Genomic DNA, 26,180 nt, shown 5'->3' with positions numbered 1-26,180 from the left:
TCGACCCGGGCTATTCTCCCTTCAGGATATTACTATTTATCCTGTCCCACTAATAATAGTTCCCCACTATTCTTAGATCATTCTATTGATTCTCTTCCTGAATGCGATGCACCCATCCATTGACAACAATCTGTACAGCAAGCCATGATTCAGACAAGAAAAAGATTATATGATAGTTGCTCTGTCGATCCAGATATTCTTGTGTGCTCAGATTTTTACCCTCCGCATTGGTCATAGCAAGATAATCAATCAGATTTATATCGAACACTCTCTTTCCGGATGCTTTTTCAGTAAGCACCAAACGAGTTTTCCGGTCTTCCATCAGTCTCATTGTATTCATGTCTACATAGGCAGTCGCAGGATCCTTCTGTTCCATATAGTAAGGTCGGAAACTCAACACATCATCATCCAGTAATGAATTATCATGTCCCAGATGTCCATTAGATTCTATAATCTCATAGTCATAGTCATTCATATCCAGTGTCCAGCTGCCTGTATAAGACTGGAAGCCAAATCGTACGATTTTTGTATCTCTGATCAGATTTATCGTCTCAGTCTGGTGGACGGTCCCATCGAAGTTGACATTGATGACTTCACCATACCAGAGCGTTTCCATCCTTTTATTGATGATGAGAGAGGCTTCACGTTTTAGTTTCAATTTTAAATCCGTAAGAGTAGAGACACCAGGTGTCAATGAAGTGATATCATATGAATCACGTGCACCGGCCCATGCCATAAACTGATATTGTCCGACAGGAAGTTCAACTTCCATCAGATAATTGCCGGTAGACAATGCACTTCCCTCTTCAGCTTGTTTAAACAGATATTTCCCATTCTTATCAAATACATAAAGTTCTACTTTATCTACCTGAGCATGAAACGCATCCGCAAACTCCATGTTATAGTCATACTTGAACTTCACTGACAAGCGGCATTCCGGCAGGTCTTCATTAAAGCTGTCGCATGAAGCTACTATCCCGGAACTCATCAACAGAATACCTAAGGCAACGTAACATATAAGGCTTTTTAGATTCATATTTTCCTTTTTTTCAATTATATATAGAGGAAAAGAAATAATCTCTTTTCTCGTTATTTCCTAATTCAGAGGATAGAATACTTTATTGATTCCATCGAAAGTAATATCCCGAAATTTTAAAAAGTTTTCGGCAACTTTGAAAATATTGGGAGTAAAGTTGTGGGAGAGTTTCTCCCACAACTTTTATTTGAAAAATCTATTTCTATTACTAATTCCGAATTACATAATTTCCTCTTGAGTATACCAAGTCCAAGGATTAGGTATAATTTCAATAGACAACCAGCCTTCGTCACTCTCATCCGGCGTTCCTTCGTCCGGATCCGGAATAGCCGGATATCCTGGATTGTTAAACTTCTTAACATTGATATCGTAAACAGAGTTACGAACAACTCCAAATTCACCTAATTCATTTGTTACAGCACTGGTATCATCATGTTTGATCATAATTTTGTAGTAACTTACAGCACCTACATAATAAGTAAGACCTGTTACAGTTATAGCTCTGTCTTTAGCTGCAACATTTCCTACATTAGCTTTTGTTGCTTTAAAATCGTCAACAAGACTGGTAATAGCTGCAGCATCAGCTGTAGCAGGAAGGCTAATTTCACCTACACCAACAGCAGCTAAATATCTATTATACGCAGTAGTACGAGCAGTCGGGAAGGTAGTAGGCTCTTTATCAGCATATTTAGCTTTCAATTCTGCCTCAATCCACTCCATTAATGTAGCAAAAGTATAGAAACCACCATTGATTAACATCCAGTCACCGACAAGCTTTGGATCTGCTTCCTGAGCTGTAGATGGATTATTATTATTTGGCGCAGGTCTGCCATATTCAGACGGAATGAATTTAGCCTTCAATAGTACATGTGTAGTATAAGCATGTACATTATGAGTTGCAGTCTGCGTATTTTCAAGACAATATTCAGCAACTTTATTCACCGTAGTTGTAGGATCATTCCAAGTTGAAGGAGCTGAAGTACTGGTATAAGCATTATAGTCAGCCAAAGCTTGAGTACTATAGTTAGGGTCAACTCTGTATGAACCGATCTTATACTGGTCAAACGGAGTAATACATGTACCACGAGCACCTAAAGGTTTTTTAGCAGGAGTCTCATTCCAAGTCAACGTTCTCTTAGATACAGGGAAGAATGTCTTGTTAGTAGCATTCAACACCCATCCCGCACCCGAAATAGTTGCCTTAGCATCAGAATCAGCAGTAACATATACACGAACTTTTGATACAACACGGTCAATTCTGATAGATATTGGATTATTAGTAGCTGCTGTCTCAGTTGCATAAAGAGATAAATCGACAGGTTCACCAAATGTTCCTGAAGCTTCATCTTCATCTGAAGGTTCTAACGAACCTTTGGCGTTAGACATCATAAATTTACCAGCAGTTGTCATAGAAGCCGAAGTATCGTCAAGAGCTGCATTTACTGTTGCATAAGTCGTTCCAACAGGCCATTTTTGATCTGTCTCACTAGCAGTCTTTGCTTCAAATTTAGGAGATGGATTCGCAATAATCAATATTCGTTTAGAAGTTGCAGGGACTTTAAAAGCCTTACCTGCAGCCCCACTAGGAATACCATTGGCATCAAGACCAGCTTCGTCATTATCCAATGTCAAGTCAGCAGTTACAGTTGCAGCATCCTCATTCGCATTTGCCGTAAAGAATATGGCACGCACTGTAGTGATTTTTGATTCGTCCTCTGTTGCAGCTTCCTGATTCGGGTTATGCAATCCACGAGTTTGTACCGGAGTCTTTACAGCTAATGCCACCCATGCGTCTCCTGTCGGGTCTGTCACCAATTGATTATCATCACCTGGATTCCCAGTCGGCACTAAATCTTCGTTACTACAAGCAGCAAAAGCCACAGCAGCAAGCGCTAACATAAAAAAATTCTTTTTCTTCATTGTTTTTACAAATTAATAAAAGCGTTTGTAACTAGTTTATTTATCCCTATTTTCTATTTTTTCTATTTCAGCTGCATTCGTTTTTTTCTTAGCCAGTTCCTCCAAATTCTGTCCGGCAGCTTGCAGACCCGATTTGGCTGCGGCTTTCAAATATTCTTCCGCATGTTCATACTCTCCTTTTAATAACATTAATACACCCATAGCATTGCTATACTCAGGCAGCTGCTTATTGACATTTACCATATTCAGATAGCGTTCCGCAGATACCAAGTCATTACGCGAAAGAGCAGCAGCGGCAGCATTAATACTGGCGATCTCATCCTTCGGATACATCCGGACCGCAGTCTCGAACACATCGATGAATTCCTGAGAACCCTTCGGATAGCTGTTGGCAACCATAAACATTTCATTCAGGCTCAGATTCTGAGGACGTGTCTTTATGATCTCTTTCGCTTCGTCCAGATTAAAGTTCTTAATCTCATAATTCACCTTACAAATAGCCACACGAAGACTTGGGAATATATATTTCAACATATATCGATAAGGTACTCCGCCACGAAGCTGCATCAACTTAGCTTCCCTACCTTTTTCAACAGGGATATCATTGATAATATTCAGCGCTTCATCTTTATATTCAAAATCAATCGTATCCAGCGCCTTCACCAGTCCATCCCAGTTTTCACCACCAAAGATGATATAATACTGATTTCTCGAGAAATCGTATCTGGATGCCAGATAATCACGTAGCGCCATCGCACGTCCTTCGGACAGACGTTTGTTATTTGCCAATGATCCTTCAGGTGAAGCATAGCCTACAATATCCAATTTGTTTACCTTGATACTAGGATCAGACTTCAATTCATCAATCATCGCACGGATCTTAGCCAGCTCCTTCGGGTTATTCATATATTCCGGACGAATATTAATCTTGTTCACCTCGAAGTCGAGGAAACATTCCGCCTGTATATCACGGCTCTTCACTTCTTCCGCTTTAGGCTGCAAATAGGCAAAGAAAGGTGTTACCACGTAAGGTACTAATATACGTTCCAGTTCAATATCCCCAAGTGGTTCCACATCCATCAGCTGAATTTCGCCGCAGCCGCATTCGTCGCGCTGTACGTCCACCCGGGCATCGTCCATCCACGATTCGTAAGGCAATATATATCTGTATCGAATCGTATCATTTCTTTTCTTGCTACCCTTTTCCACCACATAAGGTTTTTCGTAGCTATCCTTCTCCTTCGCACTCATCAATGAAAGCCAGCGTTCATACGCCAGGTATTCATTATGTCCCTTGATGGATACTTTCGGAAGATTGTAAGTATGTGCAGGAGCAACCAGTTGCGGAATAAAATCCACTCCGTGTGCCGATTTGACCTTTACATCCTCCAGAACGAAGTCAATATTTATATAAACCGATTTACCGCGCTGTTCCAACTGTACCGGTACTACAGAGATAACCCCGTCATAAGAGCGTGTCTGGGCAACTGCCGGATTTATATTCTGACATAAGATAGCCAATACACACACGATGAATTGTATACTTCTGTTCATCATTCTATTCTACTTTATTTAATTACGTAAATAAGTGACACACTCGCTTTGGTGGGACCGAAATAGTTTTTACTGCTGTCTTTCAGTTTGGTACCACACGCCCTGCACGGATATTTGTCATATACAATATGTGCATACCCCACTCCTACCGATGCTTCGATGCTCCAGCGTTTCTTCAGAATCCATGAATGACCGACGGAAACACCCCCGCCATACAGATATCCCTGATAGCGGCTATTCTGCATATTCTCACTAATAAACGACCAGTCCGGGAACCCACCGACATTGAAGTCTGCATAATGTCCATGCACTCCGATGAACGTACGTCTGAACCTCTCACAAAACCAGTAGCGGACTTCCGGCTGTATTCCCCAATGGCGCAGACGTCTTCCGTTGTCCGGCTTCCAGGGATTATAGTTCACCGGAACGTCCAGCGTCCACTTACGTGCCAGTCCGAATTCCAGCCCGAGATTCATGGTAGTCGTAGCGTCATATAGAAGGTTGCTTTTAAGCGCAACTTTCTGAGCTTTACTCTCGATAAAACATCCGAGCACCAATACTATGAGTATACTAACTTTCTTCATTTATCTTACGTTTATTAATTACCCTTTTGAGTGATATCAATTTTGATACGCTTCACCGTACTTTCACCTGTATATAAACTACCGGGCATAATTGTTGTCAGATACACGATACCGTTTCTCGTTGTTGAAGCCGTATTAGGCATTATTTTAATATAGATATGCCCGTCTTCCACTATGATTTTATCCGTATCATTTCTGTCCACCATCGAAGATGGCAGTAATTTTATCCATTCCTTAGGATTGTCAGTACCATCTTCCACCTCCCCGGTAAGGCAATGATAATCCACCTCACCAGTCGTCGGAAACGGATAACTATTGGCAGGCATGTATTTAAGTATGGTACCGCCGGCATCAATAGCCGCTCTTCGTCTGATATGAACCTGTTTTTCCAAATTTCCAAGTTTTAATGTTATATATGCATTCACTTTATCTCTTCCCTCAAAACTCTGCCCCACTTCACTATACATCAGCCAGCTTTGTATCAATACACTGACCGGAGTGACACGTGGAGAAGTGCTTGCTACTATAGGCAATTTTCCGTCAGCGGGACTGCTTAGCGCAAACGAATTATCAGCTTCGGCCATATTGTCGGTTATTGTACGCGCATCCGGAAAAGCTTTTTCACAATCCGTTATCACTTTAAAAGCCTCATAAGTACTCGCATCATCCGGAGAATAAGCTATAAAGACAGAATTACTCACACCCAGATAATAATCATTGTTAGCTATAATCTCATAAGAATTACTGTCGTCCACTGTAATTTCAAAATCCAGATCCGTATTCGACGGTTTAGAAAGCTTTGCATCCGCTACGGTATCATACCCCCGTCCATGCACTTTCTTTATTGTAAAAGTATACGCATGATTCCGATATATATTCATATAGTTCAGATCCTTATCTACTATCGCCATTTTGTAATAATAGCTTTTAGTTTCATAAATTCCCTGAATGATCAGATATGTACTATAAGTCTGGGTATTGGTTTCATAGATATAAATAGGACTGTTTTCGGTACTTTGTTTATTGGTTATCGTTTCTGCTGACACCAAAGGCAACGAGCATGAAGCATCGTATTGATAATTCGTCAAATTACCAGCATTGCCCATAATAGAAGCAGGGATAAGGTTATGCAACTGCCCCTGTCGCGGAACGTTTGCCACAGCAGATACTCCTTCCAGTTCAAAGTTCGATGCTTCATTAACAACCACGATTTTGGCAACCGCCCGAAGAAGCATCAACGAACTCCCGTCACTCTTTTCTATCTTCGTTGTATTATCCACCTTATCTACTTCCAGCAAATAACTCATCGGTATCGTCTCACCCACACCGCTGAACGGGATGCGGGCAGGAGAAGTACTTGCCGGCTCCGTCAGCAAGTTCGTACATGCAGTAGCCAGGGTAGTTGTTCCCTCAATCAACTTCTCAGTAAGTTGTGACTCATTGAAAACATATCCCGTAGAAGCATTTCCGTAATAAAACTGAGCCATCGGATTAGCTAATATCAGCAACTGGTACTTACTTCCATCAGTCCGCTTAGTTAAAAGGACATATCGCTTTCCTGCAAACTCGAAGGCCTGCACAGCTTCTACAAAAATAGCCCCTGTGCCACTCCCTCTGAACACGAGTACCCAGGGAGTCATTTCGACCGTATTTTCATCCCCTAGTGCCCTGGTCGAAGGCAGGCGGTATGAATTCGCCCGTGCAAAAATCTCAAGCCGTACCTTGTCTTCCGAAATATCTCCCGGATCATCCGGCTCTCCCGTCAACAATGTTTCATGCTCACAGGCGGATATCAGTAAGATGATCACCAGACCAAATATCTTCATTATATATTTCATCATTTTCTTCATCTTTTCACGCAACGTATTGATAATTAACCTCCTGTATCATCGGAATTAATTGTTCGGACAAGGAATAGCGTTCTGAATACACAATATCATTCAGATTATCATAAGCAGTAATATAATTCAATTGGTTTATTACGGGAATATAATACGGTTCATTGGCAAAAAATACAAAATCATACGTTTCCGGATTGACTAGATGTGTACTGCTCTGAACACCTATTCCTCTGATCGAAATAAATGTCCCTTTGGCAGTAGTATTATTAGTGAAAGTATCATCCATACAAGATAATATAGCTACTAATAATAAAAGGTTGAACAACCCAATATTCACTTTAAATCCCTCTAATCTCATTAAACATTCGTATTTACCTGACATTGGTACTCAGTCAAGCCTTAATCTGTAATCAGTCAAAATCTCATAATGCAAATGTCGGGATATTGCATGACTCTGCGAATTTCATTCATTTCTCATACAGACAATGAAAGTTATCTTATATGGCTAATAAAGAGGTCGTCCGAATGGAATATTGCGAAATCTAAAAATAAGGAGTAGTAAAACAGGCATTTTGCACTATTAGAATAAAAAAAAGACAAAAGTTTCAGCATTCGAAACTTTTAGTGTGAATTAATATAAATAAATTCCATAATAAAACAAGCCCCCGGATAATCTCATCCGAGGGCTATGTTATATACTATGATATAGGTGAAAAATCAGAGTGTTTTACGTTCTGTCTCCGTAGGTGCCACCTCATCCGGGATACTGAACTCCCGGTTGGCAAACAAATCCGCCAGTCCCGAAATCTGCTTCAAACGCAGCAGTTCATCCCGATCCATTCCGATATTTTTCATAATCCACTGGTCGGACATGCCGGCTCTGTCCAATTCTGCTACAATGTTACACATCAGCTCAATATTATGCATCCCACGGGCACGGTTGTGCCGGATGGTAGAGCTCATACGATTGGACAAATCCTTATCGATCACCACAATCGGAAGCAATCCGTTCTCACGCTTATAAATCCGTTTCGATGTCTTCAATACCGTATATCGGTGATAACCATCTACGAGGATATAATTATCTTCCTCTTTATTGTAATAACATACACAAGGCATTGTAAAACCGTCTTCCCAGATCGAAAGCTCCAGTAACTTCATTTCGGGAGGAGCTACGACATTCGGGTTATAATCGTTCGCTAATACTTTTTCTACGGGCACTGCTTTCACCTCGTAGACCGGACTTTTATCTACACTCATGATACTATGATTCTATATTGTTCCATAACTTGACTTCTCTTACTCATCTCCTCTTTGGTCGGCGAGAATCCCATGTATTTGCAGGCATGGTCATTCTTGAGGATACAGATACACATACGCTTGTAAGTCGGTATTTCCCTAAATTCCGGAATATCGATATCATCCTGATATTCCATGCGCACCGGCTTCTTGTATGTCTTATAGTTGCTGTTGTCCATCACGATAATCGGCACTTTGGCATCAATCAGTTTCTGAATGGTGGAATCACTCAGACAGCCTCCTTTGGTTCGCCAAAAATGTACACTGACAGACAGTTTACGCAGATACCCCTTTCGGGCCCGTTCCGGCAAGGTAGAGAGCAGGAAGTACATAAACTCCCTCCAGGTGTACCCTTCCGGAAGTTTCACCATCTGCCATCCCATAGCGTGCGTGCCTCCATACATACCGGTGAAGTTCACGCCATTCACCCGTCCTATCATCTTCCCCCAGGTGTTAGGGTCAAGCACCCGGTAGAGCGCCAGACTCTCCTGCGCTTCATTGATGAACGGGCTTGCTACCCGTTGACGTTCCAGATTGACTCCGGCACGATAATACAGGTCATACAGTACATTATAGTCCCACTGGAATTTTCCGTTTGCCGTCCACACATCCGTCGTCTTCCAGTCGAAGATGGGATAGGCATTATAGATGTCATTTCCGACCTTTGAAGTCCATCTATACTTATGATACATCTGGAATTTGCGGCTCATATAGATACATCGCCAGCGGTTAAAACTTTCCTGCGTACGGATACCGATCAGACAGCAGGTGCGTACCGCATCCTTTTTCTGATGGAGCCACTGCGCAAAACGCATCTGGAATTCATAATCCCACATGGTCGTATTGTAAAAAGGAAAATCCTCCTTCTTCATGGCCTTCTTAGGCATGGAGCGTACCCAGATATCTTTCTTGTTATCCTCCCAGGGCCGCCAGAAGGACTGATACATAGATGTACACGTAGATACCCGGAAAGGCACGCACACACGGTATACATCCAGGATGTCCTTGTTCGCCTCCAGTATCCTGTCCACATAGTCGATAGTCATCTTGTATTGAATCTCATAGTCCATGTGAAACACTCCCAAACGTATTTTCAGATTATTCCGCCTGATGTAGTCGATACACATATTCAGCAGAACCCCACTATCCTTTCCTCCCGAGAAAGATACATAAATATTATCAAACTCGTTAAATATTACTTTCAGTCGCTCTTGTGCTAATTCATATACATTTTTTGTTCCTGTGATTGTTTTTTTTCCCATAATTCATCTGTTCATTTTTACATAGCGTGTCCACTTCTTGTCCATAGATGCAAACTCGAATTTCTCAAAAGTTTCCTGATCTTGTATCAGCGTGACAGAGTTAAGCGTCCAACCCGCAGGTATAAATGCCGTGACTACAGAAGATAGCAGAAGCGACAAGATCTCTTTTCGTTTCTCGTCCACCGCAGCTACATAATAATTATTAATGACAGCCTTTTTCCCGCTTTTCTGTTCAACCGGAATAAAGCCTATCACATCTCTGTTATCAATCGCAATGTACCAAACAAAATCTTCGCTTGTCTTGAACGGATAGTTATTATTTGCACGTATTACATCCGGATCCATTACTAGAGGCGCCAAAAGCTGATATAAATGTTTGTCTTTTCCTTTTAATTGTATTACCTGTATCATAGCATTCAAAAATAGACAGACAAAAATAGGTAAAATTTCCTCGTTTCAGCACAAAGCATGCGTAAAAAATTTATTTTTTAGCAATTCCCCCTCTTGTTTCATAATTATTTCCAATTCTCCCACCATCTGATGAGTGCATTAATCCAATCGTATTTTTATGCTCCGACAGCCGATTACTTTATACAAAGCAATATGGTTTCTTCCTTGTCCCTGCAATATTTTCTCAATCCTTCTTTCCCTTTCCAGTAAAGTCTCTTCATTATTTTCCACATGAAACTTTTTATTATACCTATTTCCATTATACTTATAAAAAACAATCCCTTTTTGCTTCCGGAAACGGAAACAAAGACTATTTTTTTTCAATTGGGTATAGCCGTAACAGATCGGTAATTCTCTTCACGATTCTATCAAGAAAATTTCGTTACATCACTTGTACCGACCTCAATACAGATCTCAACGATATAGCAGTACGTATGTATCCAACTAACGAAACGGCAAACCTGAATAGCATCAATTATCTGCTGAATGGTATCCAGAAACAGACTTTTCACGACTCAGCACACCATATCTACAGTTGGGAAATTGCCGTTTACGATTCAGTAAAAAAAACCGGAAGAAAATAAAATCGGCGCACTATCTTTGAACCAAAGAAAAGAAAAAGTATAACTCAAAAAGTACAATTATGAAAAAGTTATCAATCTTATCAATGTTGCTATTATTCATTAGCATGGGAAACATTCAGGCACAAACTGTCAAAGAAGAATCCCGCAAACAAAAAAAAGCTGAACAAGAATTACTCGACCAAATGTTTTTCGATGAAGCTAAACAAGCTATAGAAATGAAAAACTTCATTTTGGAAGCAGATCATGTTATGTTTAAATATGGTACCACAGCTTTCGTTTCTCCCAACACAAATTTTGTAGCGGTAAAAGGTAATAAAGCTGTGGTTCAGGTAGCCTTCAATATTCCGATCAGCGGTCCCAACGGTCTAGGCGGCATTACTGTCAACGGGAATATATCCGGATATAAGCAGACTACCGACAAAAAAGGTAATATATCCGTTTCGATGAACGTAATGGGAGTCGGAATATCAGCACAGGTGAACATCCGCTTGAATAAAGGAAGTAATAACGCATCGGTAGACATAAGTCCGAACTTCAATTCAAACAACTTTTCATTAACAGGAAGTTTACTCCCAATGGCTAAGGCCAATGTATTCAAAGGCAATTCACTCTAAGGTAAAAAATGTGTGTTTAGTAAATAAACAAGTTAAAATATTTTAGCTGACTATAGGCATTAAATTAAAAACAACTATGGTTTAACACTTAAAAGAAAGAATATGAAAAAGTATCTGTTTATAGGATTAATGGCAGTACTTGCCACTTCGTGTGAAAAAGATCCGGATTTAAGTAAGCTTGACAATAATTTCACAGTTTACACCAATTATGACAGCAAAACTAATTTCAATGATTTCAAAACTTATTGTTTGCCCGATAGTATTCTACTGATAGGACAGGGAATGAAGGCGGAGTATTGGAAGGATGAGAATGCACAAGAAATTATTAAGCAGGTTGCTGATGAGATGGATACCCGTGGTTATACAAGGGTTAAAGTGATTAAGAATGCTAACATTGGGTTACAGCTCTCTTTCACGCGCCAAACAACCCAAATAATAGGAACCGGCGGATGGTATGGAGGCGGATGGTATAACGGCTGGTGGGGCCCCGGTTATTGGGGACCATATTGGAACGACTGGTATTATCCGTATCCTGTAACTTATAGTTATAATACAGGAACATTGATAATGGAAATGGTAAATTTGACAGACCATCCCGAGGATACAAGTCAGAAAGTAAAGTTACCGGTAATCTGGCATTCATACGCAACCGGACTATTATTTGAGAATTCCAAATATAACATGCAACTAACGTTGGATGCGGTCAATCAAGCGTTTGACCAATCTCCTTATATCAAGAAATCCTAAAAAGCAAAATTATGAAAACAATAAAATTTATTCCGAAGAAAAAGTATATTCTGGCATTCATGATATCGGGCCTGTTTTATTTCAGTAGTTATGCACAGGATATCAGCGATAGATTGCATTTTAATGTAGACTGGCAGATGAATGCTCCTCTCAATACGAATTTTGCCGATAAAATCAGTGGTTGGGGTATGAACCTGGAAGGAGGTTATTTCCTTACTCCACACTGGAGCCTGGGGGCTTTCCTTGATTTCCATACAAATCATAAATATGTTCCGCGTCAAACCATAACTGAAGGTACTGCTTCGTTGACTACTGACCGACAAGAGTCGGCTTTCCAGCTACCATTCGGGCTTGCCGCTTCATACCGATTTATCAGCAATGGATGCCTGAAACCTTATGTTGGCACCAAAATAGGAACCATGTATGCCCAAAATACAACATATCTGAATACTATAAGTCTGACAGATAAACCCTGGGGGTTCTATGTCTCTCCAGAAATTGGGGTGAACATTTATCCGTTTTCCCAAAGCCGATTTGGTTTCCATCTGGCTGCATATTATAGTTATGCCACCAACAAAAGCGAGTTGCTGACCGGTTGTCAGGATGGAAATAATAATATTGGATTCCGCTTAGGTGTTTGTTTCTGACATGATCTAGATTCTCTCAAAAAGACAAGAGGAAGTACAAAATGTTATAGTTACTTTTGGCGACCTCTTGTTTTTTTGTTAAATTTGTAATATATAAAGTCTACGTTCAATATGCGGCAAAAGTTCAATTATCTGTTTATTGGTTTGCTATTCTCAGGATTGGCATTTTTCTCATATCTGTTTCTCTTGCTTTATTCCGACTTCACCCCGCAACATCTGGAAGTACTGATTTCTTTCAAGTCATTTATCCTGATACTTGCCGCTTTTAATCTAGTCGGTTTCGGAGTATTAATGATTCACAACTGGCAAAAGCGAAGCTTTCAGTTTCTGGTCAAACGAAAAGAGCGATTGATTATCGATTGCATTCTGACGGCAATTATTCTGTTTTTAATGAATTATCTGGTCTTGTCAATAGTCAAAGCCATATTTGAGGTTCCTGCACCATTTACTCTGAAAGGGTCCGGGCTGAGAATGATAGCCTTAGTCTGGCTGGTAGAAATGGTAATAACCAACCTTACTTTGACTATCAATTTTTACAGGCAGCTAGTTCTTCTGCACGAAAGAACGGAACAAGTCGAAGAGAATTCCATTAAGGCACAGTATGCAGCTTTGCAAAATCAGCTGAATCCTCATTTTCTCTTCAACAGTCTCAATACACTTATATCCGAAATAGAGTATGCTCCCAAAACGCAATTCTATTTACCCAACGTTTGTCTGATGTATACCGATATATATTACAAAGCCAGCAACAGCGTCTGGTTACTATAGAATCCGAACTCTCTTTCATCGACTCTTATATTTTCTTCATAAAGTCCGTTTAGGAGACTGCATCCGGATAGAGAATAGAATAGAAGCTGATAATTATGATTTGAAACTCCCCTCATTAACCCTGCAGCTATTGGCAGAAAATGTCATTAAGCATAATATAATTAATATGGATATGCCAATGAATATTTTGATCGATTATGATTCTGAGAATGGAAAAATATTGGTAACCAACAAAATCAGGATAAAGCCCAATGTGGTCAGCACCGGCATGGGATTAAAGAATCTTTCAGCCCGTTACCTCCTGATATGCAATCAGGATATTACCATAGAAAACAATACGAATTATTTTACCGTTAAAATCCCAGTACTGAATGAATAAAATTACAGCAGTCATTATTGAAGACGAAATTCCGGCCGCCCGTCGGTTAAACAATACATTAAATGAGTTACGCCCCGAATGGCAAATTACAGTATTACCCGGTAGTGTAAAGAAGAGTGTAGAATGGTTTGCGGAAAATCCCCATCCGGATCTTGTTTTTCTCGACATACAATTGACAGACGGCATTTCATTCACATTCATCGAACAGGCACAACCAGAAAGTACTATCATTTTCACCACTGCGTATGATGAATATGCCATTCGGGCATTTACAGTCAACAGTATCGATTATTTACTTAAGCCGATTGATAACATCCGACTGGAAGAAGCAATTGTAAAGTTCGAACATCTGACTACCAAATACCTGAATCAGGGGCAAAAGCCAATTGACTTAATGGAAATTTTACAAAACATCACCCAACCGGGAAAGAAATACCGTACCCGTTTCCTAATCTCAGGCGATGACAAACTTTTTACCTTACAAGTGGAAGACATTGCTTATTTTTATTCAGAAAATAAAGTAACCTTTGCCGTAACCAAGCAAAATAGAGAATTTATCATTGACCTTTCTTTGGACAAGCTTATGGAACAACTCGATCCAGATGTTTTTTTCCGAAGCAATCGGCAAACAGTAGTTAGCATCAATGCCATCGTAAAGGTTGAGTCATATTTTCTGGGAAAAGCAATCTTACATGTAAAGCCGCCTTTTAAAGATAAGATAATTGTCAGCCGTGACAAAATAGCTCCTTTAAAACTTTGGCTAAATTATTAAATTTCAGCAGAGTTAATTCTGCATGTCTCAATATTCATATTCCCAATCAATTGCTTTTTCACTCAGTAAGATTAATAAGAAAAGCTCCGATCCCGTTAAGAACCAGAGCTTTTCTAATTATAAAAATCAAAAGAAGCGGTGCGTACGGGACTCGAACCCGTGACCCCATGCGTGACAGGCATGTATTCTAACCAACTGAACTAACGCACCAAAATTTCCTTTTTAATTCGCATCTCTCTCGATTGCGGATGCAAAGGTAGACATTTTTTTGAAACCTACAATAGCAAGAGTATCTTTTTTCTGAAAAAGTGTGTTTATTAAGAATTATCATGTACATTTGCAAGCATTACTATAAATAGAAAATAGAATGAAAAATACACCAATCGAACGAAATGTGATTGACGAAACGATTAATGAGTTTCAAATTGTCGACTTTTCGAAGGCTACTATCCGTGAAGTGAAAGCGATAGCTTCAAAGGCGGAAGCAGTATCAGGCGTTGAATTTATCAAGATGGAAATGGGTGTTCCGGGACTTCCGGCCTCTGCCGTAGGAGTAAAAGCGGAAATCGAAGCGCTGCAAAACGGAATTGCCAGCCTGTATCCCGATATCAACGGATTGCCGGAACTCAAAAAAGAAGCGTCCGACTTTATCAAAGCATTCATCAATGTAGATTTAAGCCCGGAGGGATGCGTACCCGTTACCGGCTCTATGCAGGGAACATTCGCTTCGTTCCTTACTTGCAGCCAGTGCGATGAAAAGAAAGACACGATCCTGTTTATCGATCCGGGATTTCCCGTACAGAAACAGCAGTTGGTAGTGATGGGACAAAAATATGAGACATTTGATGTCTACGACTACCGCGGTGACAAGCTGAAAGAAAAGCTGGAAAGCTATCTGAGAAAAGGAAATATATCGGCTATTATCTACTCAAACCCCAATAACCCGAGCTGGATTTGCCTGAAAGACGAAGAGTTGCGCATCATCGGCGAACTTGCCACCCAATATGACGTAATCGTACTGGAAGACCTGGCATACTTTGCAATGGATTTCCGTCAGGATCTGAGCACTCCTTATCAAGCTCCGTTCCAGCCTTCGGTAGCTCACTACACAGATAATTATGTGTTGCTGATTTCCGGTTCCAAAGCCTTCAGCTATGCCGGACAACGTATCGGCGTGAGCTGCATTTCCGATAAGTTGTATCACCGCAGCTATCCCGGACTGACGAAGCGTTATGGCGGGGGAACATTCGGCACGGTCTTCATCCACCGCGTACTCTATGCACTGTCTTCCGGCACAAGCCACTCCGCACAGTATGCGATGGCTGCCATGCTGAAAGCTGCCAATGAAGGTCAATACAACTTCCTCAGCGAAGTGAAGGTATATGGTGACAGAGCGCAGAAGTTAAAAGAGATTTTCCTCCGTCACGGATTCTATCTGGTATATGACAATGACTTGGGCGATCCGATTGCCGACGGATTTTACTTCACCATCGGCTATCCGGGAATGACAAGCGGCGAACTTGCCAAAGAACTGATGTACTATGGAGTGAGCGCCATTTCACTGGTCACCACCGGAAGCCACCAGGAAGGATTACGCGCGTGTACCTCTTTTATTAAAGACCACCAGTACGCACAGCTCGACGAAAGAATGAAGCTGTTTGCCGAACATCACCCGATTGCCTGACAGCCGAATAGCGTATTTATACCGGAACTGATGTTCATGTCAGATGCGGATATTCATAAAAGCTGCTCTTAAAACAAAAAAAATGGGAAAGTATGGCTATTATTCCATTTCTTTTCTTATATTAGTGGCACGAATATCAATCTGATGGCATGAATATAGACTCTGACATATTTAAAATTCAATCGAATAATGTATTGCCATCACGAGGAAAGATTCTCATCTCCGAACCTTTCCTTCGTGATGCCACATTCGGCAGATCTGTAGTTCTGTTGATCGACCATACCGAAGAAGGCAGCATGGGGCTGATTATCAACAAACAACTGCCGATATTTGTCAACGACATTATCAAAGAATTCAAGTATATCGAAAATATACCTTTATACAAAGGCGGACCTATCGCTACAGATACCCTGTTCTACCTTCATACACTGGCAGACATTCCGGGTGCCATACCTATCAGCAAAGGACTGTATCTGAACGGTGACTTTGATGAGATAAAGAAATACATACTGCAAGGAAACAAAGTAGACCGCTACATCCGCTTCTTCCTGGGATACTCCGGCTGGGAAAGCGAACAACTGAGCACCGAACTCAAAGAGAACACATGGCTCGTCTCCAAAGAAGAGAATGCCTATCTGATGAACGGAGACACCAAGGATATGTGGAAACAAGCCTTGGAGAAACTAGGCAGCAAGTATGAAACCTGGTCACGCTTTCCGCAAGTGCCGACTTTCAATTAATGTCTCTTCGGATTCAGATACTGGAAGATAGCAGCATCTTTGTAACATCCACCGACCTGTAACCAATCCTTCAACAGTCCGCATTGGACGAAACCGCAGGAAGTAAACAGTTTCATACAGACTTCATTGTCCGTAGCCACATGGGCATAAAGTTGAGTCAGCGACAAGAAATCGAAAGCATACTCGCACAGCAACTGCAAAGCGTCCGATGCGTAACCTTGCCGGCGATAGTCTTTATGAACGGCTATGCCGACCTCACCACGAGAGTGGAGAGGAACAAAATCCGTGATATCAATCGTCCCCAATATCCGATGATCGGACTTACTCATTATCATCAGGCGCAACTGCTTGTCGGCAAACACATCACACTGGGAACCCTCTATATATTGCCGGAGCACGTAGCGGGAATAAGGAACGGTAAAATTACTGATATCCCACATGGAAGGGTCATTCTCCATCTCATACATCACATCCATATCTTCCGGCTCTACCGCACGAAGATAGATGCGGTCATTACTTAAAAAAGACTGTTTCATACCGGCTTATTCTTTATTAATATGGAGTTCGTTACGAAGTCTTTTCTCACTGGGCAGACAAAAAAGGGAAGCGGTCAGCCCGATCAGCATACAGAGATTTCCGGTGTTGCTAAGAGTCAGATAATAGCATAATACGTTGAGGACGATAGCCACTTCGAGCAATCCGAGGCGTACCATGCTCCACTGCACATAACGCTTCAACGCAAGAGGAATCGTCAGGAGGTCTATCTTCTTTTTCAGTACCAGACTGAACAGTTTCAAAGCAAGCGGCACACACAAGGCGGTCAGCAAGATGCCTGCCGTCTCCATATAATAGGTGGCCTGTGGGTTATCGACCAAAGCTCCCACAGGAAGAAGGTCGAACTCCCCTGCCCCAAGCAAAAAGGCGGGAAGCACCCAAAAGAAAACATAACTGATATTCAAATTTCTCACTGCGCGTTTTATCTGTTCTTCCATGTTAGTTACGATATTCGTTCAAATAATAAAGTTAGATTATACGGTTCCGGTAAAAAGAGTCCGGTTGACAATACTGCGTCCCAGAGTGATCTCATCGGCATACTCCAGTTCATCACCAACGGAGATGCCCCGTGCTATTACGCTGAGTTTGACCCCCATCTTCTCCAGTTTACGGTAGATGTAGAAGTTGGTGGTATCTCCTTCCATCGTGGTGCTCAAAGCGAGGATGACTTCCTTGATTCCTCCTTCGGATACCCGCTGTACGAGACTTTCTATTTGCAGGTCGCTCGGTCCTACCCCGTCCATTGGCGAGATCACTCCGCCCAGTACGTGGTAAAGTCCCCGATACTGCTGGGTGGCTTCTACCGCCATCACGTCACGGATATTCTCTACCACACAGACAGTAGAGGCGTCACGCTGCGGATTGGCACAAATCTGACAAGTCTCGGTATCAGATATATTATGACATACTTTACAGTACTTTACTTCACGCTTCAGCGTAATGATGGAGTTGCCGAATGCCTCCACAGTAGCCGTGTCCTGCCGGAGCAGATGTAATACAAGCCGCATTGCCGTCTTGCGCCCGATACCCGGAAGTTTGGAAAATTCGCCTACTGCCTTTTCGAGCAGTACGGAAGGATATTGTTGGTTCATAGATTACGAATGAAATTCTATCTGTTTCGGGCGCAAAGATACGGATTATTGTTTTTAATACAAAGAAAGTATTACCTTTGCAGCCGATATGATGATATTAGTCATTATTATATGCTATTTTGCGGGCTTGTTGTTAATAGCCCACATTACCGGACATAAAGGCGGATCAAATGCAGCGTTCTTTAAAGGAGAAAACAAATCACCCTGGTATATAGTCTCCTTCGGCATGATTGGCGCTACAATTTCCGGCGTGACTTTCGTATCCGTACCGGGCATGGTTCGCGGAATGGACATGACGTATATGCAGACCGTATTCGGATTCTTCTTCGGCTATATGATCGTAGCACACATATTGCTGCCTCTTTACTACAGGCTGAATCTGACAAGTATCTACGGATACCTCGGTACACGCATCGGCGTGAATGCCTACCGCACCGGCTCTTTCTTCTTCCTGCTCTCCCGTATGCTGGGAACGGCAGCCAAACTGTATCTCGTCTGTCTGATCCTGCATACGCACGTATTTCAGGATATGCACATCCCTTTCTGGGTGATTGCCGTCGGCTCCGTGGCCCTCGTGTGGATATATACCCACAAAAGCGGCATCAAGACAATCGTATGGACGGACACCCTGCAAACATTCTGTCTGATCGCAGCCCTGCTATTCATCATCTACTTCACCATACAGAAGCTGGATGTGGGCTTCGACGGCATCGTACAGACCATCCGCCACAGCGAACACAGCCGCATCTTCGTATTCGACGACTGGATGTCCCGTCAGAACTTCTTCAAACAGTTCTTCAGCGGCATCTTTATCGTCATCGTCATGACCGGACTCGATCAGGACATGATGCAGAAGAACCTCTCCTGCCGCAATCTGCACGAAGCCCAAAAGAATATGTACTGCTACGGATTCTCATTCATCCCGCTGAATTTCCTGTTCCTGTGCCTGGGCATTCTGCTGATCGCATTAGCGGGACAAATGCAACTGGAACTACCGGCCATGAATGACGATATCCTTCCCATGTTTGCCACACAAGGATATCTGGGACAGTCGGTACTGGTTCTTTTCACCATCGGCATCATCGCCGCAGCTTTCAGCAACTCAGACTCCGCGCTGACCGCCATGACCACCAGCGTATGTATAGACCTGCTGAACACGGACAAAGACACGGAAGAAACAGCCCGTCGCAAAAGAAAGAAAGTACACCTGTCCCTCTCCATCCTGCTGGCTTTCTTTATCTGCCTGGTGGAGATGCTGAACAACAAAAGCGTGATTGACGCGATCTACATCATCGCCTCCTACACATACGGGCCTTTGCTGGGCATGTTCGCCTTCGGACTGTTCACCCGGCGCCGGACTAAGGACCGGCTGGTCCCGCTCATCGCCATCGCCTCTCCGGTGCTCTGCTACGCTCTGGACTGGTGGATAAACAAAGAAACCGGATATAAATTTGGCTATGAATTGCTAATGTTGAACGGAAGCCTTACCTTTGCGGGGCTCATGCTGCTGTCCGGAAAAGAGAAAACGGTGGAAACGCCTTGAAAACAGGCGTCCGGAGTTTATAATAAAAAGTAGTGGAGTTTATTATAAACGTGACCATAGTTTATTATAAACGATAAGAGAGTTTATTAGAAGTAGAAAAACAAAGAAATAAATGACAATAAAATGGAAATAACGAGTGCAGAATTTGTGATTAGCAACACGGACGTGAAGAAATGTCCGACAGGAGTATTTCCCGAATACGCCTTCATCGGGCGGTCGAATGTAGGAAAGTCGAGCCTTATCAATATGCTGACTGCCCGCAAAGGACTGGCGATGACCTCCGCCACACCGGGAAAGACAATGCTTATCAACCACTTCCTGATCAACCAAAGCTGGTACCTGGTCGATCTTCCCGGATACGGCTACGCCAGACGCGGACAAAAGGAAAAGACCAGATACGTACCATCATCGAAGACTACATCCTCGAACGGGAACAGATGACCAACCTGTTTGTATTGATAGACAGTCGCCTGGAACCGCAGAAAATAGACTTGGAATTTATGGAATGGCTGGGCGAAAACGGCATCCCTTTCTCCATCATCTTCACCAAAGCAGACAAACTGAAAGGCGGACGTCTGAAAATGAATATCAACAACTACCTGCGTGAACTGAGCAAGGAATGGGAAGAACTTCCCCCGTATTTCGTATCTTCTTCGGAAAACCGCACAGGACGCACGGAAATCCTCGACTACATAGAAAACATCAGTAAAGAAGTCTATAAAAATAAGTAAACGAAAATGAAAAAGAACATTTTATTTATTGCATGGGTTGCATTATTCTCACTCTTTGCAAGCAACAGTCAGGCACAATCATTAAAGGATCTGCTCAACAAAGACAACATCTCCAAAGTAGTAAATGCCATCACCGGGACACCCGAAACGATAGACATGACAGGCACATGGACTTACAGCGGTTCGGCAGTAGAATTTGAATCGGACAATCTGCTGATGAAAGCAGGAGGAGCCGCAGCCGCCACGATGGCAGAAAACAAATTGAACGAGCAATTGAGTAAAGTGGGCATCAAAGAAGGACAAATGAGCTTCACGTTCAACGCCGACAGTACTTTCACCAGCACCGTCGGAAAAAAGAAACTGAACGGCACTTATTCGTACAATGCTTCCACCAAGCAGGTAGACTTAAAGTACTTGAAACTACTGAACCTGCACGCGAAAGTGAACTGCACTTCCAACTCTATGGATTTATTGTTCAACTCCGACAAGCTGCTTAAATTAATGACATTCCTCGGCAGCAAGACAAACAGCACAGCACTGAAAACTGTCAGCTCACTGGCTGAAAACTACGACGGGATGATGCTGGGATTCGGGTTGAAGAAATAGTGTTTTATTTGCAAAACCAAAAGCTCTGAAACGCCTTCTGGCAGGGCTCGAAAACCGAATCCTAACCGAAAGGGAAACCGAACCTTAACCAGTAGAGAAGAGTAGAGTATATAATTCTATTCTAAAGAAATAGAATTACTAAGAAAGAGAAGAAAGAATTTCGCCGCTGCCGATTCACTTTCAGAACAGAAATGAATCAGACCAGTTCATCTTTGATTCGATGTTCTTTCTGTTCTTTACGTTGTTGAATGCGTTTGTACAACTTAACAATAAATGCTATAAAGTAATTCAACTCATAAAAGGGAGTCATATGATAGAAATCAAGTTTTGTTTTCATAATAGCTGGATTTTATGGGTTTGTTCCAAATATAGTAATTTTTTATGCGATAAACAAAAAATATGAGTATTCATTAGCGTGTTGAAATGAATTAATTTAGCGAACAGAGATCGGCAGTATTCACCTCGGTGCTCACTTCTGCTCGTCTCGGTGCTCAGCGTTTTTCGCCTCGCTGCTTACTCTCATTCAGCTCGGCGCTCAGTATTCCTCACTTCGGTGGTCAGGATTGCCAAGTCCAAGGACGATGATAAACAGAAGTTATTTTATTCCCTTTTTCGATAAAATTAACTCTGCCGACGGGATAGTTTCAGGGAAAAGCGTTACCTTTGGCGTTTGTAATCAATAAAAAGAAGGAAAAATGAAAAAGATACTTTTTTTAATGACCTTGTTAGTGGTAGGAGTAAGTTTCGCTTTTGCCCAGACTAACGCTGATATCAAGTTTGACAAAACAACACACGACTTTGGAAAATTCTCTGAAAACAGTCCGGTAGTAAGCTGCGTATTCACTTTCACTAATATCGGTGACGCTCCTTTAGTTATTCATCAGGCGGTAGCGTCTTGCGGATGCACAGTGCCCGAATATACCAAAGAACCGATCCAGCCGGGAAAGAAAGGTACAATCAAAGTAACTTACAACGGAACAGGTAAATATCCGGGACACTTCAAAAAGTCGATTACCCTGCGTACCAACGCAAAAACCGAAATGGTACGCCTCTATATCGAAGGCGATATGACCCCGAAAGACGAGAAGTAAGAAAAAATAGACATAACGTAAAGGAGAATCTTTCGATTCTCCTTTTTTTTTGTTTACTTTGAAGTCCATTAAGCATAAACTACTAAAAATATAATATGAAACAAGAAGAAGACAAATTCACCGGACTACCCGAGAACGCGTTCAGAGAGTTAAAAGCAGGAGAAGTGTACAATCCCCTGATGAGTCCTTCCAAAAATTATCCGGAAGTAAACTTCTGGTCAGTAACATGGGGTATCGCCATGGCCATCCTTTTCTCGGCAGCCGCCGCCTATCTGGGGCTGAAAGTGGGACAAGTATTCGAAGCCGCTATTCCGATAGCCATCATTGCCGTAGGAGTCTCCGGTGCAGCCAAAAGAAAAAATGCGTTAGGAGAAAATGTAATTATCCAGTCTATCGGAGCGTGTTCCGGTGTAATCGTTGCCGGAGCCATCTTTACCCTCCCCGCCCTTTATATCCTTCAAGTCAAATATCCTGAGATGACAGTCAGCTTTATGCAGGTATTTATCAGCTCGCTGCTGGGTGGCGTACTGGGTATCCTGTTTCTGATTCCTTTCCGCAAATATTTCGTCAGCGATATGCACGGCAAATATCCTTTCCCCGAAGCAACCGCTACCACACAGGTGCTGGTGTCCGGAGAAAAGAGCGGCAGCCAGGCCAAACCGCTGTTGATGGCGGGAATGATCGGTGGATTGTATGACTTCATCGTGGCCACTTTCGGCTGGTGGAACGAGAACTTCACCACCCGCGTATGCGGAGCCGGAGAAATGCTGGCTGAGAAAGCGAAACTGGTATTCAAAGTAAATACGGGAGCTGCCGTACTCGGTCTGGGCTATATCGTCGGACTGAAATATGCTTCCATCATCTGTGCCGGATCACTGGCAGTATGGTGGATCATCATTCCGGGAATGTCCGCCATCTGGGGAGACAGCGTGCTGAACGCATGGAACCCCGAAATCACTTCTACGGTAGGCATGATGAGCCCCGAAGAAATCTTCAAGTATTACGCCAAGAGCATCGGTATCGGCGGTATTGCCATGGCAGGTGTCATCGGTATTATCCGTTCGTGGGGAATCATCAAGAGTGCCGTCGGACTGGCTGCCAAAGAAATGGGCGGTAAAGGCAATGTAGAAAAGAATATCGTGCGTACACAGCGTGATCTTTCGATGAAAATCATCGCTATCGGCTCTATCCTTACGCTGATTCTGATCGTGCTGTTCTTCTACTTCGATATCATGCAGGGAAATATCGTCCATACGCTGGTAGCGATTGCGCTGGTAGCAGGCATTTCCTTCCTGTTCACAACGGTAGCTGCCAATGCGATTGCCATTGTAGGCACCAATCCGGTATCGGGAATGACATTGATGACACTGATTCTGGCTTCCGTAGTGATGGTAGCTGTCGGACTGAAAGGTCCTTCGGGCATGGTGGCCGCACTTGTGATGGGTGGCGTAGTATGTACGGCACTGTCTATGGCGGGCGGTTTCATCACCGACTTGAAGATCGGTTACTGGCTGGGTAGTACGCCTGCCAAACAGGAAACATGGAAATTCTTGGGAACCATCGTTTCTGCTGCTACGGTAGGCGGTGTAATGATTATATTGAACAAGACATACGGCTTCACCAGCGGCGCACTGGCTGCACCACAGGCCAATGCGATGGCTGCCGTTATCGAACCGCTGATGAGCGGCGTAGGCGCCCCCTGGCTGCTGTATGGCATCGGTGCAATCCTTGCTATCGTGCTGACATTCTTCAAGATTCCCGCACTGGCCTTTGCGCTGGGTATGTTTATTCCGTTGGAGCTGAATGTGCCGCTGGTAGTAGGTGGTGCCGTCAACTGGTATGTAACAAGCCGCAGCAAGGATACGGCACTCAATACGGAAAGAGGTGAAAAAGGTACGTTGCTGGCATCCGGTTTCATTGCCGGAGGCGCATTGATGGGAGTAGTGAGCGCGGCAATGCGTTTCGGCGGTATCAATCTGGTCAACGAAGCCTGGCTGAACAATACCTGGTCGGAAGTGTTAGCATTAGGAGCTTACGCTTTATTGATCCTCTACTTTATCAAGGCTTCCATGAAAGTAAAATAAGATGAGGAAACTGTTATCTGTTATAGTATCACTTATGACTGCAATGACATTTGCACAACAGCCCGTCGAGCTACCTTTGTGGCCCGACGGTGCTCCCAACTCCAACGGGCTGACCGGCGGGGAAAAGGAAGTGTCACCCCATAGACTCAGCAATGTCACCGACCCCACCATAACCGTTTATCGTGCACCGCAGCCGAACGGAATGGCTGTCATCATGTGTCCCGGAGGTGGCTACAGCCGCCTCGCCATGGATCATGAAGGGCATGACATGGCACCTTGGTTCTGCGGACAGGGCATCACTTACGTTGTATTAAAGTACCGGATGCCGAACGGTCATTGCGAAGTCCCCTTATCGGATGCGGAAAGAGCGATTCGCATCGTACGCGAGCATGCCGGAGAATGGAATATCCATCCCCGCAAAATAGGAATCATGGGAGCATCCGCCGGAGGACATCTCGCCTCTACCCTTGCCACCCATTACAGTGCAGCATCGCGTCCCGACTTTCAGATTCTGCTTTATCCGGTGGTCACCATGACGCAAAGTACTCATGGCGGTTCGAGAAAAGAGCTTCTGGGCGGAAATCCGACCGCAGAACAAAAGGTACTCTTCTCCAACGAACTGCAAGTGACATCCGATACTCCGCAAGCCTTTATCGTCCTGTCTTCTGATGACGGTGCCGTGCCTCCTTCCAACGGAGTGAACTATTATCTCGCTTTACAGAAAAACAATGTTCCCGCATCGCTTCATGTCTACCCTACCGGCGGACATGGCTGGGGATTCCGGGACAACTTCAAGTATAAGCAACAATGGACACAGGAACTCGAAAAGTGGTTGCGTGAGGGTGTCGTATTTCCGAAGGAGACAGCATTGATGTTGAGAATCGGAAAGACGTACCTTGGAACAAAGTATGTAGCCAACACACTGGATCAGGGAACGGAAGAAAAGTTAGTCATCCTGCCCCAAACGGTAGATTGCCTTACTTTCGTCGAATATACGCTGGCTCAGGCGATGGGGTCTTCTTTTGCCGATAATCTGCAAAAGATACGTTATCGGGACGGTGTGATCGACGGATACACTTCGCGGTTGCACTATACCTCCGACTGGATTGAGAACGGTGTCCGCCAAGGATTTCTGGAAGACGTTACTGCACAAAACAGTACGCAGACCACCAAACTGTCTCTCTCTTATATGTCCACCCATCCCCAAAAGTACAGGCAACTGGCGGATTCGCCGGAGAACGTGAAACGGATGGCCGAGCATGAAAAGGCATTGTCCGGGAAAAAGGTACACTGGCTACCTAAAGGAAAACTCCCCGACGCAGGACTTCCGTGGATCATGGACGGTGATATCATCGCCATCACCACGAATCTTCCGGGACTGGATGTAGCTCATGTAGGGATAGCCGAATATATAAACGGAAAGTTGCATTTGCTTCACGCCTCTTCTACGCTTGGCAAGGTTGTTGTCAGCGAAGAGCCTCTCAGCCAAATGCTTCGCAATAATAAATCATGGAGCGGCATACGTGTCGTCCGGATGTCTCACCCTTAAAACAAATGATTATGAAACGAGTAAAACATTTACTTCTCGCGTCGTGTCT

The 26,180-nt window shown here is 43.1% G+C and carries 27 protein-coding genes, 1 tRNA gene and 1 pseudogene; 15 read left to right on the top strand and 14 right to left on the bottom strand.

The window, feature by feature from the left end:
- Positions 1-82: 82 nt before the first annotated feature.
- The 9 genes from HMPREF9007_RS02415 to HMPREF9007_RS02455 form a co-directional block, all read right to left on the bottom strand.
- Positions 83-1,036, bottom strand: coding sequence for a FimB/Mfa2 family fimbrial subunit (locus HMPREF9007_RS02415; RefSeq protein WP_008763526.1), 954 nt, complete (start codon positions 1,034-1,036; stop codon positions 83-85).
- Between the two features lie 219 nt (positions 1,037-1,255).
- Positions 1,256-2,956: an Mfa1 family fimbria major subunit gene (locus HMPREF9007_RS02420; protein ID WP_032850745.1), complete on the bottom strand. Its 1,701-nt coding sequence runs from the start codon at positions 2,954-2,956 to the stop codon at positions 1,256-1,258.
- A gap of 36 nt (positions 2,957-2,992) precedes the next feature.
- Positions 2,993-4,513 carry a DUF3868 domain-containing protein gene (locus tag HMPREF9007_RS02425; protein WP_187325303.1) on the bottom strand — a complete coding sequence of 507 codons (1,521 nt, stop codon included), beginning with the start codon at positions 4,511-4,513 and terminating at the stop codon, positions 2,993-2,995.
- Between the two features lie 11 nt (positions 4,514-4,524).
- Complete coding sequence (locus HMPREF9007_RS02430; RefSeq protein ID WP_008763523.1) at positions 4,525-5,094, bottom strand: DUF3575 domain-containing protein; 570 nt, start codon at positions 5,092-5,094, stop codon at positions 4,525-4,527.
- A gap of 14 nt (positions 5,095-5,108) precedes the next feature.
- Positions 5,109-6,935, bottom strand: a complete 1,827-nt coding sequence (locus HMPREF9007_RS02435) for a hypothetical protein (protein ID WP_011107606.1) — start codon at positions 6,933-6,935, stop codon at positions 5,109-5,111.
- 13 nt (positions 6,936-6,948) lie between these two features.
- On the bottom strand, positions 6,949-7,293 hold the full coding sequence (locus HMPREF9007_RS02440; RefSeq protein WP_008763521.1) for a hypothetical protein: 345 nt from the start codon (positions 7,291-7,293) through the stop codon (positions 6,949-6,951).
- A 359-nt stretch (positions 7,294-7,652) separates the two neighbouring features.
- Positions 7,653-8,195 carry a ParB/RepB/Spo0J family partition protein gene (locus HMPREF9007_RS02445; RefSeq protein WP_008763520.1) on the bottom strand — a complete coding sequence of 181 codons (543 nt, stop codon included), beginning with the start codon at positions 8,193-8,195 and terminating at the stop codon, positions 7,653-7,655.
- Complete coding sequence (locus tag HMPREF9007_RS02450) at positions 8,192-9,496, bottom strand: DUF3440 domain-containing protein (protein ID WP_008763519.1); 1,305 nt, start codon at positions 9,494-9,496, stop codon at positions 8,192-8,194. The genes HMPREF9007_RS02445 and HMPREF9007_RS02450 overlap by 4 nt, the downstream gene beginning before the upstream one ends.
- Before the next feature lie 3 nt (positions 9,497-9,499).
- Positions 9,500-9,907, bottom strand: a complete 408-nt coding sequence (locus HMPREF9007_RS02455; RefSeq protein WP_008763518.1) for a hypothetical protein — start codon at positions 9,905-9,907, stop codon at positions 9,500-9,502.
- 682 nt (positions 9,908-10,589) lie between these two features.
- Between HMPREF9007_RS02455 and HMPREF9007_RS02460 the strand changes: the two genes are divergently transcribed.
- The 7 genes from HMPREF9007_RS02460 (at position 10,590) to HMPREF9007_RS02480 (ending at position 14,457) form a co-directional block, all read left to right on the top strand.
- Entirely contained in the window at positions 10,590-11,144 is a 555-nt protein-coding gene (locus HMPREF9007_RS02460; RefSeq protein WP_008763516.1) for a DUF4251 domain-containing protein, read from the top strand.
- A 102-nt stretch (positions 11,145-11,246) separates the two neighbouring features.
- The gene (locus tag HMPREF9007_RS02465) at positions 11,247-11,891 is read left to right on the top strand and encodes a DUF4136 domain-containing protein (protein WP_008763515.1); all 645 of its coding nucleotides are present in this window, start codon (positions 11,247-11,249) and stop codon (positions 11,889-11,891) included.
- Between the two features lie 11 nt (positions 11,892-11,902).
- On the top strand, positions 11,903-12,538 hold the full coding sequence (locus HMPREF9007_RS02470; protein ID WP_008763514.1) for an outer membrane beta-barrel protein: 636 nt from the start codon (positions 11,903-11,905) through the stop codon (positions 12,536-12,538).
- Between the two features lie 111 nt (positions 12,539-12,649).
- Positions 12,650-13,306: a sensor histidine kinase gene (locus HMPREF9007_RS27895; RefSeq protein ID WP_277754717.1), complete on the top strand. Its 657-nt coding sequence runs from the start codon at positions 12,650-12,652 to the stop codon at positions 13,304-13,306.
- Positions 13,270-13,359, top strand: a complete 90-nt coding sequence (locus tag HMPREF9007_RS27890; RefSeq protein WP_277754715.1) for a hypothetical protein — start codon at positions 13,270-13,272, stop codon at positions 13,357-13,359. The genes HMPREF9007_RS27895 and HMPREF9007_RS27890 overlap by 37 nt, the downstream gene beginning before the upstream one ends.
- A 125-nt stretch (positions 13,360-13,484) precedes the next feature.
- Complete coding sequence (locus tag HMPREF9007_RS27885) at positions 13,485-13,685, top strand: hypothetical protein (protein ID WP_277754714.1); 201 nt, start codon at positions 13,485-13,487, stop codon at positions 13,683-13,685.
- Complete coding sequence (locus tag HMPREF9007_RS02480; protein WP_008763513.1) at positions 13,678-14,457, top strand: LytTR family DNA-binding domain-containing protein; 780 nt, start codon at positions 13,678-13,680, stop codon at positions 14,455-14,457. The genes HMPREF9007_RS27885 and HMPREF9007_RS02480 overlap by 8 nt, the downstream gene beginning before the upstream one ends.
- 136 nt (positions 14,458-14,593) lie before the next feature.
- Here HMPREF9007_RS02480 and HMPREF9007_RS02485 read toward each other — a convergent pair.
- Positions 14,594-14,667, bottom strand: a tRNA-Asp gene (locus tag HMPREF9007_RS02485).
- 157 nt (positions 14,668-14,824) lie between these two features.
- Between HMPREF9007_RS02485 and HMPREF9007_RS02490 the strand changes: the two genes are divergently transcribed.
- Positions 14,825-16,141, top strand: a complete 1,317-nt coding sequence (locus tag HMPREF9007_RS02490; protein WP_008763512.1) for a pyridoxal phosphate-dependent aminotransferase — start codon at positions 14,825-14,827, stop codon at positions 16,139-16,141.
- A gap of 149 nt (positions 16,142-16,290) precedes the next feature.
- Complete coding sequence (locus tag HMPREF9007_RS02495) at positions 16,291-16,881, top strand: YqgE/AlgH family protein (RefSeq protein WP_008763511.1); 591 nt, start codon at positions 16,291-16,293, stop codon at positions 16,879-16,881.
- Here the strand turns inward: HMPREF9007_RS02495 and HMPREF9007_RS02500 are convergent.
- Genes HMPREF9007_RS02500 through recR form a run of 3 tightly spaced genes read right to left on the bottom strand, consistent with a single transcriptional unit; the run spans position 16,878 to position 18,527 of the window.
- Positions 16,878-17,417 (bottom strand): GNAT family N-acetyltransferase, encoded by a 540-nt coding sequence (locus HMPREF9007_RS02500; protein WP_008763510.1) that lies wholly within the window; start codon positions 17,415-17,417, stop codon positions 16,878-16,880. The genes HMPREF9007_RS02495 and HMPREF9007_RS02500 overlap by 4 nt on opposite strands.
- Positions 17,418-17,423: 6 nt before the next feature.
- Positions 17,424-17,873: a hypothetical protein gene (locus HMPREF9007_RS02505; protein ID WP_008763509.1), complete on the bottom strand. Its 450-nt coding sequence runs from the start codon at positions 17,871-17,873 to the stop codon at positions 17,424-17,426.
- A 36-nt stretch (positions 17,874-17,909) separates the two neighbouring features.
- Positions 17,910-18,527, bottom strand: a complete 618-nt coding sequence (recR, locus tag HMPREF9007_RS02510; RefSeq protein ID WP_008763508.1) for a recombination mediator RecR — start codon at positions 18,525-18,527, stop codon at positions 17,910-17,912.
- 88 nt (positions 18,528-18,615) lie between these two features.
- On the opposite strand from recR, the gene HMPREF9007_RS02515 reads away from it, so the two are divergent.
- The 3 genes and pseudogenes from HMPREF9007_RS02515 to HMPREF9007_RS02525 all read left to right on the top strand — a co-directional run bounded on the left by HMPREF9007_RS02515 (position 18,616) and on the right by HMPREF9007_RS02525 (position 21,407).
- A complete protein-coding gene (locus HMPREF9007_RS02515) occupies positions 18,616-20,070 on the top strand; it encodes a sodium:solute symporter (protein ID WP_008763507.1) in 1,455 nt (484 codons plus the stop codon).
- A gap of 123 nt (positions 20,071-20,193) precedes the next feature.
- A pseudogene (gene yihA, locus HMPREF9007_RS02520) lies at positions 20,194-20,801 on the top strand (ribosome biogenesis GTP-binding protein YihA/YsxC).
- 6 nt (positions 20,802-20,807) lie between these two features.
- Positions 20,808-21,407: a DUF4923 family protein gene (locus HMPREF9007_RS02525; RefSeq protein ID WP_008763505.1), complete on the top strand. Its 600-nt coding sequence runs from the start codon at positions 20,808-20,810 to the stop codon at positions 21,405-21,407.
- A 196-nt stretch (positions 21,408-21,603) separates the two neighbouring features.
- On the opposite strand, the gene HMPREF9007_RS27320 is transcribed toward HMPREF9007_RS02525, so the two are convergent.
- Positions 21,604-21,744 carry a hypothetical protein gene (locus tag HMPREF9007_RS27320; protein ID WP_016267712.1) on the bottom strand — a complete coding sequence of 47 codons (141 nt, stop codon included), beginning with the start codon at positions 21,742-21,744 and terminating at the stop codon, positions 21,604-21,606.
- Positions 21,745-22,102: 358 nt separating this feature from the next.
- Here HMPREF9007_RS27320 and HMPREF9007_RS02530 point away from each other — a divergent pair, with 358 nt between their 5' ends.
- The 3 genes from HMPREF9007_RS02530 (at position 22,103) to HMPREF9007_RS02540 (ending at position 26,131) form a co-directional block, all read left to right on the top strand.
- The gene (locus tag HMPREF9007_RS02530; protein WP_008763504.1) at positions 22,103-22,498 is read left to right on the top strand and encodes a DUF1573 domain-containing protein; all 396 of its coding nucleotides are present in this window, start codon (positions 22,103-22,105) and stop codon (positions 22,496-22,498) included.
- A 95-nt stretch (positions 22,499-22,593) separates the two neighbouring features.
- Positions 22,594-24,582: an oligopeptide transporter, OPT family gene (locus HMPREF9007_RS02535; RefSeq protein WP_008763503.1), complete on the top strand. Its 1,989-nt coding sequence runs from the start codon at positions 22,594-22,596 to the stop codon at positions 24,580-24,582.
- 1 nt (position 24,583) lies between these two features.
- Complete coding sequence (locus tag HMPREF9007_RS02540; protein WP_032850743.1) at positions 24,584-26,131, top strand: N-acetylmuramoyl-L-alanine amidase-like domain-containing protein; 1,548 nt, start codon at positions 24,584-24,586, stop codon at positions 26,129-26,131.
- Positions 26,132-26,180 lie beyond the last annotated feature (49 nt).

Origin of the sequence: Bacteroides sp. 1_1_14 (assembly GCF_000162515.1) — a bacterium.
GTDB lineage: Bacteria > Bacteroidota > Bacteroidia > Bacteroidales > Bacteroidaceae > Bacteroides > Bacteroides thetaiotaomicron.
This window is presented reverse-complemented; position numbering and strand designations above follow the sequence as displayed.

Bases quoted from the DNA above. Each gene is read 5' to 3' on its own strand.
- HMPREF9007_RS02415 (WP_008763526.1), bottom strand. From the start codon at position 1,036: ATGAATCTAAAAAGCCTTATATGTTACGTTGCCTTAGGTATTCTGTTG.
- HMPREF9007_RS02420 (WP_032850745.1), bottom strand. From the start codon at position 2,956: ATGAAGAAAAAGAATTTTTTTATGTTAGCGCTTGCTGCTGTGGCTTTT.
- HMPREF9007_RS02425 (WP_187325303.1), bottom strand. From the start codon at position 4,513: ATGATGAACAGAAGTATACAATTCATCGTGTGTGTATTGGCTATCTTA.
- HMPREF9007_RS02430 (WP_008763523.1), bottom strand. From the start codon at position 5,094: ATGAAGAAAGTTAGTATACTCATAGTATTGGTGCTCGGATGTTTTATC.
- HMPREF9007_RS02435 (WP_011107606.1), bottom strand. From the start codon at position 6,935: ATGATGAAATATATAATGAAGATATTTGGTCTGGTGATCATCTTACTG.
- HMPREF9007_RS02440 (WP_008763521.1), bottom strand. From the start codon at position 7,293: ATGAGATTAGAGGGATTTAAAGTGAATATTGGGTTGTTCAACCTTTTA.
- HMPREF9007_RS02445 (WP_008763520.1), bottom strand. From the start codon at position 8,195: ATGAGTGTAGATAAAAGTCCGGTCTACGAGGTGAAAGCAGTGCCCGTA.
- HMPREF9007_RS02450 (WP_008763519.1), bottom strand. From the start codon at position 9,496: ATGGGAAAAAAAACAATCACAGGAACAAAAAATGTATATGAATTAGCA.
- HMPREF9007_RS02455 (WP_008763518.1), bottom strand. From the start codon at position 9,907: ATGATACAGGTAATACAATTAAAAGGAAAAGACAAACATTTATATCAG.
- HMPREF9007_RS02460 (WP_008763516.1), top strand. From the start codon at position 10,590: ATGAAAAAGTTATCAATCTTATCAATGTTGCTATTATTCATTAGCATG.
- HMPREF9007_RS02465 (WP_008763515.1), top strand. From the start codon at position 11,247: ATGAAAAAGTATCTGTTTATAGGATTAATGGCAGTACTTGCCACTTCG.
- HMPREF9007_RS02470 (WP_008763514.1), top strand. From the start codon at position 11,903: ATGAAAACAATAAAATTTATTCCGAAGAAAAAGTATATTCTGGCATTC.
- HMPREF9007_RS27895 (WP_277754717.1), top strand. From the start codon at position 12,650: ATGCGGCAAAAGTTCAATTATCTGTTTATTGGTTTGCTATTCTCAGGA.
- HMPREF9007_RS27885 (WP_277754714.1), top strand. From the start codon at position 13,485: ATGAATATTTTGATCGATTATGATTCTGAGAATGGAAAAATATTGGTA.
- HMPREF9007_RS02480 (WP_008763513.1), top strand. From the start codon at position 13,678: ATGAATAAAATTACAGCAGTCATTATTGAAGACGAAATTCCGGCCGCC.
- HMPREF9007_RS02490 (WP_008763512.1), top strand. From the start codon at position 14,825: ATGAAAAATACACCAATCGAACGAAATGTGATTGACGAAACGATTAAT.
- HMPREF9007_RS02495 (WP_008763511.1), top strand. From the start codon at position 16,291: ATGAATATAGACTCTGACATATTTAAAATTCAATCGAATAATGTATTG.
- HMPREF9007_RS02500 (WP_008763510.1), bottom strand. From the start codon at position 17,417: ATGAAACAGTCTTTTTTAAGTAATGACCGCATCTATCTTCGTGCGGTA.
- HMPREF9007_RS02505 (WP_008763509.1), bottom strand. From the start codon at position 17,873: ATGGAAGAACAGATAAAACGCGCAGTGAGAAATTTGAATATCAGTTAT.
- recR (WP_008763508.1), bottom strand. From the start codon at position 18,527: ATGAACCAACAATATCCTTCCGTACTGCTCGAAAAGGCAGTAGGCGAA.
- HMPREF9007_RS02515 (WP_008763507.1), top strand. From the start codon at position 18,616: ATGATGATATTAGTCATTATTATATGCTATTTTGCGGGCTTGTTGTTA.
- HMPREF9007_RS02525 (WP_008763505.1), top strand. From the start codon at position 20,808: ATGAAAAAGAACATTTTATTTATTGCATGGGTTGCATTATTCTCACTC.
- HMPREF9007_RS27320 (WP_016267712.1), bottom strand. From the start codon at position 21,744: ATGAAAACAAAACTTGATTTCTATCATATGACTCCCTTTTATGAGTTG.
- HMPREF9007_RS02530 (WP_008763504.1), top strand. From the start codon at position 22,103: ATGAAAAAGATACTTTTTTTAATGACCTTGTTAGTGGTAGGAGTAAGT.
- HMPREF9007_RS02535 (WP_008763503.1), top strand. From the start codon at position 22,594: ATGAAACAAGAAGAAGACAAATTCACCGGACTACCCGAGAACGCGTTC.
- HMPREF9007_RS02540 (WP_032850743.1), top strand. From the start codon at position 24,584: ATGAGGAAACTGTTATCTGTTATAGTATCACTTATGACTGCAATGACA.